Origin of the sequence: Flavobacterium luteum (genome assembly GCF_008806775.1) — a bacterium.
In the GTDB taxonomy this organism is placed as follows: Bacteria; Bacteroidota; Bacteroidia; order Flavobacteriales; family Flavobacteriaceae; genus Flavobacterium; species Flavobacterium luteum.
This window is the reverse complement of the sequence record NZ_WAEM01000001.1, coordinates 466,094-481,542: the sequence shown is the minus strand read 5'-3', so window position 1 is coordinate 481,542 and position 15,449 is coordinate 466,094. Positions and strand designations below refer to the sequence as shown.

General features: G+C 31.8%; 8 protein-coding genes, 1 other RNA gene and 1 pseudogene. 8 read left to right on the top strand and 2 right to left on the bottom strand.

What is annotated here, in order from left to right:
• Positions 1-63: 63 nt before the first annotated feature.
• Positions 64-999 (top strand): annotated as a pseudogene (locus F6464_RS14755) (recombinase family protein); the annotation flags it as partial.
• 574 nt (positions 1,000-1,573) lie between these two features.
• Here F6464_RS14755 and ssrA read toward each other — a convergent pair.
• Both ssrA and F6464_RS02230 read right to left on the bottom strand, forming a co-directional pair.
• Positions 1,574-1,969, bottom strand: a transfer-messenger RNA (tmRNA) gene (ssrA, locus tag F6464_RS02235).
• A 122-nt stretch (positions 1,970-2,091) separates the two neighbouring features.
• Positions 2,092-3,288, bottom strand: a complete 1,197-nt coding sequence (locus F6464_RS02230) for a serine hydrolase domain-containing protein (RefSeq protein WP_151106117.1) — start codon at positions 3,286-3,288, stop codon at positions 2,092-2,094.
• 198 nt (positions 3,289-3,486) lie between these two features.
• On the opposite strand from F6464_RS02230, the gene F6464_RS02225 reads away from it, so the two are divergent.
• The 7 genes from F6464_RS02225 to F6464_RS02195 all read left to right on the top strand — a co-directional run bounded on the left by F6464_RS02225 (position 3,487) and on the right by F6464_RS02195 (position 15,442).
• Positions 3,487-4,686: an NAD(P)-dependent oxidoreductase gene (locus F6464_RS02225; RefSeq protein ID WP_151106116.1), complete on the top strand. Its 1,200-nt coding sequence runs from the start codon at positions 3,487-3,489 to the stop codon at positions 4,684-4,686.
• Between the two features lie 22 nt (positions 4,687-4,708).
• Positions 4,709-7,486 carry a helix-turn-helix and ligand-binding sensor domain-containing protein gene (locus F6464_RS02220; protein WP_225318017.1) on the top strand — a complete coding sequence of 926 codons (2,778 nt, stop codon included), beginning with the start codon at positions 4,709-4,711 and terminating at the stop codon, positions 7,484-7,486.
• Positions 7,487-7,704: 218 nt separating this feature from the next.
• Positions 7,705-10,722 carry a SusC/RagA family TonB-linked outer membrane protein gene (locus F6464_RS02215; RefSeq protein WP_151106115.1) on the top strand — a complete coding sequence of 1,006 codons (3,018 nt, stop codon included), beginning with the start codon at positions 7,705-7,707 and terminating at the stop codon, positions 10,720-10,722.
• A 21-nt stretch (positions 10,723-10,743) separates the two neighbouring features.
• Positions 10,744-12,201, top strand: coding sequence for a RagB/SusD family nutrient uptake outer membrane protein (locus F6464_RS02210; RefSeq protein ID WP_151106114.1), 1,458 nt, complete (start codon positions 10,744-10,746; stop codon positions 12,199-12,201).
• Positions 12,202-12,224: 23 nt separating this feature from the next.
• Positions 12,225-13,130: a LamG-like jellyroll fold domain-containing protein gene (locus F6464_RS02205; protein WP_151106113.1), complete on the top strand. Its 906-nt coding sequence runs from the start codon at positions 12,225-12,227 to the stop codon at positions 13,128-13,130.
• A gap of 71 nt (positions 13,131-13,201) precedes the next feature.
• Entirely contained in the window at positions 13,202-14,584 is a 1,383-nt protein-coding gene (locus tag F6464_RS02200; protein WP_151106112.1) for a glucoamylase family protein, read from the top strand.
• A gap of 159 nt (positions 14,585-14,743) precedes the next feature.
• Complete coding sequence (locus F6464_RS02195) at positions 14,744-15,442, top strand: carboxylesterase family protein (protein ID WP_151106111.1); 699 nt, start codon at positions 14,744-14,746, stop codon at positions 15,440-15,442.
• Positions 15,443-15,449: the final 7 nt, after the last annotated feature.

The window sequence follows — 15,449 nt, the reverse complement described above, 5'->3', positions numbered from 1 at the left end:
TTTGGAGTTCTTGGAGCTAGTAGCAAAACAAACAGTAAGAAGTTATAATAATTCTTAACAAATATGAAGAAAGCGGTAATAATGTGCAGGGTTAGTAGCGAAGAACAAGCTAAAGGGTATAGTTTAGATGTTCAATTTGAACAACTTACTAGGTATTGTGATAAAAATAGTATTTCGATAGTTAAACACTACAGAGAAGACCATTCTGCAAAAGACTTTAATAGACCAGAATTTCAAAATTTTTTACAATTTGTAAAAAAGAATAAAGGGGAAGTTGATTTGTTATTAATTACTTCGTGGGACAGATTTTCCCGCAACTTAACAGATTCTTTAGTAATGTTAAGAACTCTAGAAAAGTATGGTGTAAAAGTTCAAGCAGTAGAGCAACCAATCGATATGAGTATTCCAGAAAATAAAGCCATGCTCGCTATTTTTCTTGCTATACCAGAAATTGATAACGATAGAAGGTCTATCAAAATAAAAGGTGGTATAAGAGGCTCATTAAAAGCTGGTCGATGGTGCAGGATTGCACCTTTAGGATATAAAAACATAAGAGACCAAAATAATAAACCTATAATTGTTCCTTCTTCTAAAGCACATCATATTAAATATATTTTTGAGCAGATAGCTATAGGTAAATTGCAAAGTGAATTAAGGGAAGAAGTTTATAAAAAAGGAATTAAGATAAGTAGAAGTAATTTCTCAAAGTTATTGCGAAATCCAATTTACATGGGTAAAATAATTGTTCCCAAAAGCGAAGATGAACCATTGATGATTATTGAGGGTATTCATGATGCAATTATTCCCGAAAATCTATATTTTGAAGTGCAGCAAATGTTGTCGGACAATAAGAAAATTAGAAAATTACCTGTTTATAAGTCACTAAGAGAGGAATTGCCTTTGCGAGGTTTACTTTCATGTTCTAAATGCGGCGAAAAGTTAACTGGAAGTCGTTCTAAAAGCGCAACGGGGAATCATTATTTCTACTACCATTGTAATTATTGTAGTAATGAGCGTTATCCAAAGGATTTAGTTAATAATTTATTTATAAGCATATTAGATGATTTTACTTTCACTAAAGAGTCAAAAGAAATTTATCAGTTGATGGTTAAAGATTTATTATCGGTTGATGCAAAAGATTCCAAATTAAAACATACTCAATTAGTCAAAACTTTAAATGATGTTTTAGAACGTATTGAAAAATTACAAGATTTATTTATAGACGGTAAAATTGAACACAAGCAATATAGTGATACAATGGCCAGATATACTGCGCAAAAGTTTAGTCTTACTGATGAAATTAATAACATTAAAAAGATGAATAGTGATTATTTGACTTGGCTAAAAAATGGGGTAGATGCCTTGTCAAATCTAAAAGTCCACTATGCTAACGCAGCAATTAGAGATAAACAACAACTAATTAGTTCGATATTCCCCGAAAAATTTGAATTTGATGGAAAAAAATGTCGAACTACTAGAATCAACGATGTTTTAAGGTATATCTTGTTGATTAACAATGATTTAAAAAATAAAAAAAGTGGACAATTATCGAAAAAAATCGAGTTGTCCACTCTAGTGGAGTCGGGGAGAGTCGAACTCCCGTCCAAACAAGCAACTAAAAAACTTTCTACACGCTTAGTTCCTGTTTAGGTTTTCGACGTTGGGCTAGGACAGAAACAACCACCAAACGCTTAGCTTCTTAATTTCGAAATCCACCCGAAGCTTATGGAAATCTAGGTTTATTTTTACGATTCCTCTTAACCAACCGCCACAAACCAAGGCTTTTGAGAGAAATCTCACTTTCCTACCTTGTAGGACGTGGCTAATCTTACTTTAATTCAGATTATGCAGCAAGAGCGTAGTTTCCTTCGCCGTGTATGTGTTTTGAAACCTTTTATTAACGAGAATTGTCCCAGTTCTCGACGTGCTTACTTTTCAATTCGACTTGCTGTCAAAACCAGTCGACCCCATTTACAATTCATAATTACAAAGGTATAATTATCAATTGGAGTGCAAATATAAGTATAAATACGAGATTTCTAGGTTAACGAAATCGTAAAATGTAGTAATAAAAATTAACAAGTATCCAAACTAGTCTTCATCATTAAATTCGAAAGGATAATCTCCAAAAAGCGGTGCCAATTTTCGAACCGAATATACATTTTTAGTAAACTTATTAGACAATGCAATAATGGTAACTCCTTCTTTTCCTAGTGAAATATAGGAAGAAGTATTTCCGTGCCACCATCCGTTATGGAAATAAAATTTCTGTCCCGTTTCCCACTCTATCATGCGAATGCCCAATCCATAGTTTTTTGTGCCTTTGTGCTCGTTACTATACCCTTTATAAATTTTTGCTCTCAAATCAGGGTTTAAAAAAGAGGGCGCATTTCTGGCTAAATCAAATTGTAGTAAATCACTTGGTGTGGAATAGATATTCTTATCACCATAAATACCATCTAAATAATCAAAGGCTAGCTCCATATTATTTCCTTTGTAGGACGGAGTAACCCTTTCTTTGTCTTTATCAATGTCAAAAACAAAAGTATTGTTCATTTTTAAAGGCTTAAAAATCATTTGCTGCATAGCTTCACGATAGTTTAATCCTGTTACTTTTTCTATAATTAAAGCCAACATGGCATAATTGGTATTGCAATAACAGAATCTTTTATCAGTTGGAGATTCTAACTCAATATTTTTTTCTGTAAAGAGATTTAAAATATCTTGATTGGTCAATGTTTTTTTACGATCCCAAACTCCCTTATCTTCTGTAAAATAGGCGTAATTCCGTAACCCACTTCGGTGATTCAATAAGGTCTGTATGGTAATATCTGGATAAGGGAAACTTTTTAAAATAGTATTTACCTTCTGATCCAAATCAATTTTACCAGTATCAATTAATAGTAAAACGGCAGTTGCTGTTAGTACTTTACTCACTGACGCAATATGTAGAGGAGTATCTTTAGTTATCGGTTCTTGTGTTCTTCTATTACCAATTCCCTGGTATCTTTCATATAAAATTTGGCCATTTTTTGCTACCAGAAAACTCAAATTGCTACTTTCATTTCGCCAGTATTTTTGACAATAGTTTTCTATAGCTGCTTTTTTTGTTGATTTATAATTAGCGTTAACTGACGGATAATCTACTTTAGATGGTTGCATCATAGGCAATCCGCTTTCAGACAGTTCTGAATCTAAAGTATCCGTTTTATCTTGTTTGGTGCAGCCAATGGTTAGCGTGCATAAAAAGAGAAAGATATAATTTGATAAGGAATATTTTAAAGTCATTGTTTTTTAGCTTAAAACAAATATAATCAAAGTTATATTTTATTATTATAATGCTTTGTTAACTATTATACACTATTTATTAACTTTTTTCTTCCTATTCGTTTTCAATAATCAATAGTCAATTTTAATTAAAAAGTTTTGAAAACGATATAGTAAAGATGTACATTTGGTCTCAAAATATAGATAATTAAATAGAAAATGAAGTTCGGAATTATAAAAGAAAGAAAAAATCCACCTGATAGAAGAGTTGTTTTTACTCCAGAGGAATTAGTCCGATTAAAAAATACCTATCCAAATGTTGAAATAAAAGTAGAAAGTTCAGACAATAGAGTTTTTTCAGATAAGCAATACGCAGATTTGGGTATTGAAGTCACAAATGACATATCAGACTGTGATATTTTTTTCGGTATAAAAGAAGTGCCAATTGATGCTTTACTACCTAATAAAAAATATTTTTTCTTTTCTCACACTATCAAAAAACAGCCTCATAATAGAAAGTTACTTCAGGCAATCTTAGCCAAAAATATTGAATTGTATGACCACGAAACGATTGTAGATAAAAACGGTAATCGACTAATTGGTTTTGGAAAATATGCGGGATTAGTAGGTGCTTATAATGCGATTAGAGCCTTTGGAATTAAATTTGAATTATTCAATCTACCTAAAGCAGAAACACTTTCTGGAAAAGAAGCTTTAATAGAAAAGCTGAAAAGACAAATTTTGCCACCCATAAAAATTGTTGTTACAGGATGCGGTAAAGCAGGTTCTGGTGTTAAAGAAGTTCTTGATGGAATCAAAATCAAGCAAGTTTCTATCGAAAATTATCTAACTAAAATATATTCTGAACCCGTTTATGTTCAAATTGATGTTTTAGATTACAATAAGAGAAAAGATGGGCAAGTGCTTGGAAATAGTGATTTCTACAAAAACCCAACTGATTATATTTCCGATTTTGAACGTTTTACAAAAGTGTCCGATATTTATATTGCAGCTCATTTTTACGGAAATGATGCTCCAGTTATCCTTACTCAGCAGATGCTTCAATCTAAAGATTGCAAAATAAAAGTGGTGGCTGATATCTCTTGCGATGTAAACGGCCCAGTTGCTTGTACGCTACGATCTTCAACAATAGCAGAACCATTCTATGGCTATTTACCCATAGAAAACAAAGAAGTACCTTATACGCATCCTGCTGCAATTGTTGTTATGGCTGTTGATAATTTACCTTGCGAATTGCCTAAAGACGCAAGTGAAGGTTTTGGAGAAATGTTTATGCAACATGTAGTGCCGGCTTTTTTTAATGGTGATAAAGACGGAGTCCTTCAACGAGCCAAAATGACAGAAAACGGGAAACTAACGGAACGATTTCAATATCTTCAAGATTTTGTTTCCTTGTAGTAAAATATTGATTTTATAAAAAATGAGATTATATTTGATAAATAATACTATTATTTTGAAATATAAATCAGCTAAAATCTTATTTTTTATTCTCTTTTCTTTGAATACTTTTTCTCAGGATTTACTTCCTTTTGTCGAGAACTATAGTAAGTATAATTATCAGGGAGACAATCAAATATGGAGCTTATCTCAAGGAAAAGATAATGCTATTTATTTTGCGAATAATCATTATTTTTTAAGATATGATGGTGTAAAATGGGAAAAATATATGCTCCCTAACAAAACCATCATTCGATCGGTACTTGTTGTAGGCAATAAAATTTATACAGGGTCTTATAAAGAATTTGGATATTGGCATAGGAGTAATGGCAAAATGATTTATTTTTCTATTTCTAAAAGCAATAAGATATTTAAAGATACTGGAAATGAAGAAATCTGGAAAATAGTACAATTAAACAATAAAATATACTTCCAATCATTTAATGAAATTTATATTCTTGAGAACGGACAAATAACGGATGTAAAATTACCATTTCAAATTTCGTACTGCTTTCCTATTAATGGCGAATTGCTTTTAGCAACAATTAATGAAGGCATAGTTAAGATGAATGGAACTAGTTACGAAGAAATAGAAAACTGGAGTATTCTTAAAGGTAATGTTGTTCATTCTATTGAAAAAAACGGAAATAATACATACATTTTTACTCAAAAAAATGGCGTTTATGTAGCTGATGAATCAGGAATACGCCTTTGGGATAATGCTTTAAATTCCAAACTAAAAGGCGCTATTATTAATTGCGCAAAATTTATAAATCAAGATAAACTTATAGTTGGAACCGCCAGCGAAGGGGTTTATTCTATTGACATGAAAAACAATTCCTATATTAATATCAATAGGAATAATATGTTAATGAATAATTCAGTACTAAGTATAGCTTTTGATAAAGAAAATGATTTATGGTTAGGATTAGATAATGGAGTTGCTCATGTAGAGATCAATTCTCCTGTTTCTATTTTTACAGATAATACAGGAACATTAGGATCTGTTTATTCTGTTGCTGCAAAAGATAACGGGTTTCTATTGGCTTCTAATCATGGTATTTTTAATTATGAAAACAATAGTTTGACGTTATTGCCAAATTCTAAAGGACAAGCTTGGAATATTTCAAAAATTAATAATCAATATGTGATAGGTCATAATGAAGGTACCTTTTTGTATAAAAATAAAACATTAACAAAAATTAATGCTATTAATGGTGGTTGGAATTTTACAAAAAGTAATTTATATACCAATTTTTTACAAGCTTCATACAGTGGAGTTACCATTTATAAAAACGAAAATGATTTTTCTCAATATACCCAGATTAAAGATTTCTATAAGCCTATTAAGTATGTCGCTCAAAATAAAATGAATGAAATATGGGCTGCCGATAATTATAGAGGATTGTATCGGGTTATATTTGATGAAAAGTACAATACCAAAAAAATTATAAATGTTGCTCAACAAAACAATATTTCAAATGATTTTGGAGTTAAAATTTTTGAGTTTAGAAATGAAATTCTATTTTTTATAAATAACACTTGGTATACCTATAACTCAATTACCAATTTATTAGAAAGAAACAGTCTCTTTAATTCTTATTTCAAAAATATTTCTGACATAGTAGCAATTGACAACAACAATTTTTTAGTACTAAAATCGGGCTTGTTATATGTTATTCATTCAAGCGATACTAAATTCATTTGGAATTTAATACAAGAAAAATATTATAGAGGAAAACTCATCAATGATAACCTTAAAATTTTCAGGAATAATGATCAATATTTATTAAATCTTGACGATGGGTTCATTATTTTGCAACTACAGAAAGACAATAAAGCAATTCCAGTTATAAAAGTTGAAGCCTATAATAATAAAGAATTAGTCTCAAACAAATCGGGTATTAAATACAATACCGAAATAGAACTGCACGTGGTTTCAGGAATTTATGGTTCGGATAAACCCAATTTATTTTATAAAATAAACGATCAAAAGGAATTAATCCCTATTAAAGATGGAACAATAATTTTAAATAATTTGAATAGTGGTTCACATAAAATAGTAATATATTTTAGCGATGGTATAACCTTATATGAAGTTTCTAACTACCAATTTAAAGTAGATAAGCCTTGGTATTTTTCATTTTGGATGATTGCTTTTTATCTTTTAGCCATAGCAATAATCTTATTTTTATATTATAAATGGAATAAAATACGATACAATCAAAAATTAGCCTTGAAAGAAGAGGAATTGCGCCATCAAAAAAGAATTTTAGAAATTGAATTACAAGCTGAAAACGAATTGAATGTTCAAGAATATGAAAAACATATTTTAGAATTAGAAATTCAAACGAAATCATCAGAAGTTGCGGGTAAATCACTTTCTATTGCAAAGCAAAGCGAAATGATTGAAAACATTCAGCAAATTTTAGATAATGAATTTGATATTAATAAACTTAAAAGTGAAATTAAAAAGGCAATTAAAATAAATGCAGTAAACAAACAAGAGTGGAAAGTTTTCGAAAATAATCTGAATCAAATTCACAATGAATTTATAAAATCTTTATCTACAAAGTATCCATTACTCACTTCAAAAGACATAAAACTTTGTGTCTATTTAAAAATGAATCTTTCATCAAAGGAAATTGCTCCATTAATGAACATATCTTTTAGGAGTGTAGAACTTCATCGTTACCGATTGAGAAAAAAATTAGCACTAAATCAAGACAAAAACCTAAATAAATTTCTTCTTGAAATCTAAATTTGTCTAAAACACATCACTATTACGTTTTCGAAACTCGCTTCTACTACATCATTACTACATCATTTAAAAGTTTTTAAACTACTTAAAACCTAGTCTATATCTGAATTTCTTTAGGTTTATTGTCATAAAATTATAATGATGTACAATTGTAGTATTATTCATAATGAAACTATATCGTTGTAATGTGCTAAATTTGAGAAACCAAAAATTAATTAATGAACATGAAAAATTACATTCATTTTATTGTATTCTTAATTACTACTATTTTTTTCTCACAAATAAATGCTCAAGAAGCAAAAGGAAAAGTAATCGATAATGACGGACTTCCTATTCCAAGTGTAAATGTGGTTAACCAAAATTCGAAAAGTTCAACAGCCACTGATTTAGATGGTAGCTTTAGCATTTCAGCTAAGGTTGGAGATAAATTAAAATTCTCAATGGTGGGATTTGAGACAATTACATTGCTCGCTTCAACTTCGTTCTTAAATGTTACATTATTAGAGGTTTCTAAAATATTAGATGAAGTAGTGGTCGTAGGTTATGGAACCAAAAAGAAAGGAGCTATTACAGGTTCAGTTTCTCAAATAAAATCAGCTGATATTTTAAAAAATCCTGGGCAATCTGCAATTCAATCCATTCAAGGTAAAGCGGCGGGAGTTAATATTGTTACTAATGATGAGCCAGGTGCAAACCCAACAATTGTTATTAGAGGTTTGGGAACTATATTAGGAGCAAGAAGTCCTCTGTACGTAATCGATGGAGTAGAGTCAACCAGCCTAAATGGGTTGAGCGCCAATGATATTGCTTCTTTTGATATTTTAAAAGATGCTTCCTCTTTAGCAATCTATGGACAAAAGGGTGCAAATGGTGTTGTCATTGTAACCACCAAAAAAGGGAAAAAAGGAAAAGTAACTATTTCTTACGATGCCTTTTACGGTCAAAAAGACATTCTTAAAAAAGTAAAAATGGCGGATTCTTATAGATATGCTTATTATAACAACACAGCATTAGGATCTTCAAGTTTCTATAATTTTAACCAACCCGTAAATACAAATTGGTTAGACGAAATTACAAGAAAAGGCGAAGTGACCAATAATGCCATTTCCATTTCTGGCGCTAATGATATGATAAGTTATTATTTAGGTGTTTCTAATTATACTGAAAAAGGAATTTTATTGGGTACAGAGTTTAAAAGAAATAACATAGTAAATAAAAACGAATACAAGTTTTCAGAAAAATTTAAAGTAACACAATTTGTAAGTTTGTCTATTGCCGACAATACTCCTAAGCCTTTAAGTGCATTTACAAATGCCTACAAGCAATCGCCAATAGTACCAGTAAGATATGCGAACGGAAGATTCGGCGCTCCATTAGTAAACCCTTTAACGGGCTTGAATGATATTACCGGTCAAGTAATGAATAATGTAGGAAATCCTGTTGCGCAATTGTTTAATACGTATGAGAAAAATAAAAATGTAACTTTATTTGGTTCCTTAGGTGCAGAATTAAAATTAATTAACAATCTAAAATTCAATACTAATTTTGGGGCAACCGCCGATTGGGGAAAAGGCTATACATTTACTCCTAACAGAGAGTTGTATCTTACACAAAACCCTTCATTAAATGCAGATGATTATGCTATTCAAAGGCCAAAAGATCCAATCAACACCTTACAACAAAGACGCAGCGATTCGTATATCTGGAACTGGGATAATTTTTTGACCTATAAAAAAGATTTTGGGCTGCACAACCTTACTGTTGTTGCAGGAATGTCTAGGACTACGAGTAACAATGGTGAAGTTTTAAATGGTACCCGTTTAAATGTTCCTGAGCAAACGAACTATTGGTATTTAGATATTTCTAATCAAAATAATATTATTGCTCCTGGATCAGTAGTTTCCAATAATCATAGTAACCCTAGAGTTTCCATTGCTTATTTTACAAGATTAGAATACGAATACAACAACAAATATTTACTTTCTGGTTCTATTCGAAGAGAGGGAATCAGTGTTTTTCAAGGCGATAAAAAGTGGGGCGTTTTTCCAGCTATTTCTGCAGGGTGGATTGTAAGTAATGAAAATTTTTTAAAAGATGTAAAGATTATTAATTCTCTAAAAATTAGAGCCGGATATGGTGAAGTGGGGAATGGAAATGGTCCAAGTTTTAATAATATTACTTTTTCAAATATTCAATACCCATTCGGAATAAATCCTGTAAGCCAACCAGGAAATTATGTTAGAAATGCAGTAGATCCAAATTTAACTTGGGAAACCATGAAAGAATTTGATTTTGGACTTGATTTTACAATACTTAATAATCATTTAACTGGAACCATTGACTATTACAACAGAAAAGCGGATGATATAATATTGCCACTTTCCATTCCCAAAGTGCTTTCAGAGGAAAATGTATTTATCAATTCTGGAGTAGTTACGAACAAAGGTTTAGAGTTTACGGTAAGATATGACAACAAAATTGGAGATAATTTCAACTATTATGTAGGCGGTAATTTTTCTACCAACAAAAACGAAGTTTCAGAAATAACAAGTCCCTATTTTAGAAATCTCCCTGGCAGTGGTAATACTAACAATGGTGAATATACGAAACTAGTAAAATTGGGAGCGCCACTAGGAAGCTTTTACGTTTTCGAATTACTAGGGTACAATTCTGATGGAGAACCTATTTTTAATGAAATGGTAGACGGTATTGCGGGTTTAAACGATAACGATCGTATAAATGCAGGTTCCTATATACCTACTTATACCTATGGAATAAACATAGGAATGAACTACAAAAATTTTGATTTCTCTGTTGATACGTATGGTGTAGGGGGCAACAAAATTTACAACGGTAAGAAAGCCCAACGTTTTGTGGGTGAAAATGTTGAATCAGCAGTTTTAGATAATTTCTGGACACCTTCAACTCCCAACGCGTTAAATCCAAAACCATTTAACGCTGTTCCAAGACCATCAACCTATTATATTGAAGACGGAAGTTATCTTAGAATAAACAATATTACTTTAGGCTATACAGTTCCTAAAATCATGAATACAATAGATAAAGTTAGAATTTATATTACGGCAACTAATCCTTTCATTTTTACGAATTATTCAGGATTTTCTCCTGAAATTTCAGGTAGTGATAACGGAAATCCTTTGCAAGGTGCTGGTATTGAACTGGATGCCTATCCTACAAATAAGTCGTTATTGTTTGGAGTAAATGCTAGTTTTTAAAAAAATTAAAAAAAGAATAAAATGAAAAATTTTAACCCATATAAATTAATTTTAGGAGTAGTATTACTTTCTTTATTTAATTTTTCATGTGAATCTGATTTGGAAGTACTACCTCAAGATTCTCAAAGTGAACTTGATTTTTTAAACAATCCCGGCAATGCAATTCAATTAGTAAATGGGGTTTACAATAAAAATCTAGATTATAATACTAATTCATTTTCTTGGATAGGAATCACAAGTATTACCTCTGATGATGCCGATAAAGGATCAACTCCCGGTGATTCGGGTGCCGACAAAGACAAACTAGATGCCCTAACATTTAATGCTTCTGGACTTTCGTTTTTAGATGTTTGGGAAGCAAGATATCAAGGTATAGGTAGAGCCAATAAGGCCTTATTTTATCTCGGACAACTTTCTATTGATACGGCATTAAAAAACAGACTAATTGGCGAAGTAAAATTTTTAAGAGCCTTGTGGTATTTTGATTTGGTAAGATGTTTTGGTGGAGTTCCCATTGTGGTATCTCAAGTTGATCTTAATGATACTGAAACTGTAAACCGTGTGGTGTTTACCAGAAGAACCAAAGAAGAAGTGTATACTCAAATCGAATTAGATTTAGAAGATGCCATTAAAAAATTGCCAGTACAATATCAATCTATTGATGTGGGCAGAGCAACAAAAGGAGCAGCGCAATCACTATTAGCCAAATCGTATTTGTACCAAGAGAGATGGCAAGAATCCTTTGATTTGTGTGGTGAAGTAATAAACTCCTTACAATATGACTTATTAGATAATTATGCTGATGTTTGGCGAGAAGTAGGAGAAAACAAATCAGAATCAATTTTTGAAATACAAGCCACATTCGATAACGGTTTAAAAGTATATTCTTATGTTCAAGAACCAAGAGGAACACCAGATTTGGGTTGGGGTTTTAATACACCCTCTTTAAGTTTAACCAATGCCTATGAGCCTGGCGATGTTAGAAAAGCAGCTACCATAATGTTTATCCCATCCACTCTGTGGGATGGATTCGTGGCTCCAAATACATTAAACAATCCAAGATACAACTACAAAGCTTATCAAAGTAAAACTCTAGAACCTTGGAACGGAAATAGAGATGATACTGCTAAAAATTTAAGAGTATTAAAATACAGTGATATTTTATTGATACGTTCAGAAACGGCTTTTAGATTAGGAAATTCTGGAGAAGCACTTGCACAAATTAATGTGATCCGAAAAAGAGCGGGTCTAGCAGATGCGACTGATGTAACGCTAGAATCTATTTTAAAAGAAAGAAGACTAGAAATGGCAATGGAGCACGACCGTTGGTTTGATATCGTAAGAACTGGTCAGGCACAAGCTGCAATGGCTGCCAACGGAAAAACATTTATTGTCGGCACGCACGAAGTCTTTCCTATACCACAACAACAAATTACCGCAAGTGGTGGACGATTAACTCAAAATAACGGATACAATTAACTTAATTTTAAACATTAAACACTATGAAAACAATTAAATTATCAGGTTTCGCTTTAGCACTAGCTTTAAGCATTGGTTTACTAACGAGCTGCGGTTCAGATGACGATGCACCAGCACCACTACCTCCAATTGGTGGGTATAACAATGCAAACGAAGTAGGCGCATCTAACTTAGTAGCCTATTGGCCTTTAGACGGAAATGGAACTGAAAGTAAATCTAGTACAGCACCAACAACCACAGTTGGAACAACATTTGTTGCTGGAGCAAAAGGTCAAGCAGCTAATTTTGCAGCTGGGTATATGGTTTATCCTTCAATAGCAGCACTTGCTACTTCATCAGGAAGTATGACGATAAGTGCTTGGGGTAAAATTTCTAATAATAAAACAGATGTTTCAAGTTCTGCTTCATGTATTTTAACTTTAACTCGTCCAGGAAGTGATTGGGCAGGGAATGTAAACTTAATTTTAGAAACAGGTCAACGTGAAGCATCAAATGATTCAATTCAAGTAAAAGGACTGGTAAAAATTAAAAAAGAAGACGGTTCTGAAAATGGTCAAGATGTTGTAAACATGATCAAACAAGAGCCATGGATGGATGATGCTCATTCATGGGCTCCAAATAAAGTTGGTGGTCAATGGGCTCAATATGTAATTGTTTGGAACGGCACCGCTGGAACTTTCAAAATTTGGGTAAATGGAGTTGAAATTTCTAATAATGCATGGGAAGTTAGAAATGGTGGTGATTCTTTACCATTGAGTTTCTTTACTCCAACCTATCCTGTAATTGGAGCTTTTGGTAATGTTGCAACAACAAGTGATACTTGGAATAAACCATTGACTGGACAATTAGATGAGATTAGAATTTGGAATAAAGCTCTAACAGCAGCTGATATAAACTCTTTATACGAGCTTGAAAAAGCAGGAAGATAAATAGTAGTAATTCATAACACCTAATGCTGTTGTATTAGGTGTTATATTTTTTAAAACAATATTTTTTCAAAATGAAAATCATTCGTTTATTTCTTATATTTTTTTTATTCGTCTCTTGCTCTGGTTGTGATAATAGCACTACTCCAGATCCAGTGGTTATTGTAGATCCTCCCGTAGTGGTAGATCCTCCATTATCTGAAGAAGTATTATTGAATATGGCTCAAAAAGATGCATTAAAATATTTTGTAGAATATGCACAATCTAATTCTAAGTTAGCCCGAGAGCGCTATCATGTAGACGATACTGGTAATGATGCCAATATTGTGGCAATTGGTGGTTCAGGATTTGGTTTAATGACACTTTTAGTAGGAATAGAACGAAATTTTATAAGTAAAACCGATGCCGTTAGTCGACTAACAACAATGCTTGATTTTCTTGAAAAAGCCGATCGTTTTCACGGAGCTTGGCCACATTGGATAGATGGAAACACAAAAAAAGTAATTCCTTTTGGTTCTGATGATGATGGAGGCGATTTAGTAGAAACTTCTTTCCTATGTCAAGGTTTAATTTGTGTTAGAGAGTACTTTAAAAACGGAACTCCCGAAGAAATTGCCTTAGCTGAACAAGCAGATAGGTTATGGAAAGGCGTAGAATGGGATTGGTATACTAAAGGCGAAGAGGTTTTATATTGGCATTGGTCACCTAACTATGCTTGGAAAAAGAATTTTAAGTTAGAAGGGTATAATGAATGTTTAATTACTTATATAATGGCTAAAAGTTCGCCAACACATCCTATTTCGAATGCATGTTACAATAAAGGTTGGACAAGAAACGGAACTATTAAGAACGCTGCTATACGATATAATATTCCAGTAGTATTTAATTACAACGGTGCGTCAGGAAATGTAGGCCCTATGTTTTGGTCTCATTATTCTTATTTAGGTCTTGATCCTCGAGGATTATCAGATCAATATGCAAATTATTGGGAACTAACTCAAAATCATGCTAAAATTATGTATCAGTATTGTGTTTCAAATCCATTGGTTTGGAAAGGATACGGTGATAAATGTTGGGGATTAACAGCAAGTTATACCAGAAATTCTAATGGTTCAGTTGGATATACTGATCATAAGCCTGGAAATGACAGAGGAGTAATTTCACCAACAGCAGCATTATCTAACTTTCCCTATACGCCAGTAGAATCAATGAAATTTTTGCGCTATTTGTATGAAGAAAATAAAGCAAAATATGTTGGTGTTGCAGGACCTTATGATGCTATTTCCCCACATTACAATTGGGTAACTAAACGCTATTTATCAATCGATCAAGGAACAATTGCACCAATGATTGAAAATTATAGAACAGGAATGTTATGGAATTTATTTATGCAAGCTCCCGAAGTAAAAGCAGGTTTAATTGATTTAGGTTTTAAATCAACTCAACATGGTTTTTAGTAATTAAAAACGTCAGTTCGAGTGTTTTTTGTTTAGCACTTCTCGATACTTTTCAAAATTTACAATTTTGAAAAACTCGAAGAGACGAGGAACAAAAAATGTATCGAGAACGCTTCGAATAATAATTTCACAATCATTAAGATTAATAAAGTTATTTGAATGAATAAAATCGTATTACTGCTATTTTTTATTATCACCGAATTTTGTTTTTCACAATCAGATGAAAAAGGAAGTTTTAAAACCGAAGTTATTGTAAAAAAACAAGTACGATATGCATTGCACATTCCTAAAAATAGTTTAGAAAAGAAGCCATTAATTGTATTTATATCTGGTGATGGAGAAAAAGGAACAGATATTGAAAAAGTAAAAACAAATGGTCCTTTTAAATATTTAAAAAATAACGAATTAGATGCTTATATTCTAGCACCTCAATGTTTAGAAAATGAAGATTGGGATGTCAATATAATCTATCAATTGATTTTAAAAATTCAAAAAGAGAATAATGTAGATGCTAATAGAATTTATGTCACTGGATTAAGTTCAGGAGGATGGGCAACATTTAATTTGGCTATTGCTTATCCTGAATTATTTGCAGCAGTAGTTCCAATTTCAGGCTATGTTGATTTATATGATATGGATTATATCTGTAAAATAAAAACAATACCTACTCAAATTTTTCATGGTTTATTAGATGATGTTGTAAATGTTGATTTTGCAATTTCTGCATATAAAGCATTAAAATCTTGTAATGCTACTGTTAAACTGACTATTTTTGACGACGCTGGTCACGACTCTTGGACAAGAGTGTATAATAATCCTGAAATATACAATTGGATGTTTCTTCAAGTAAAAAAATAAATTAAAG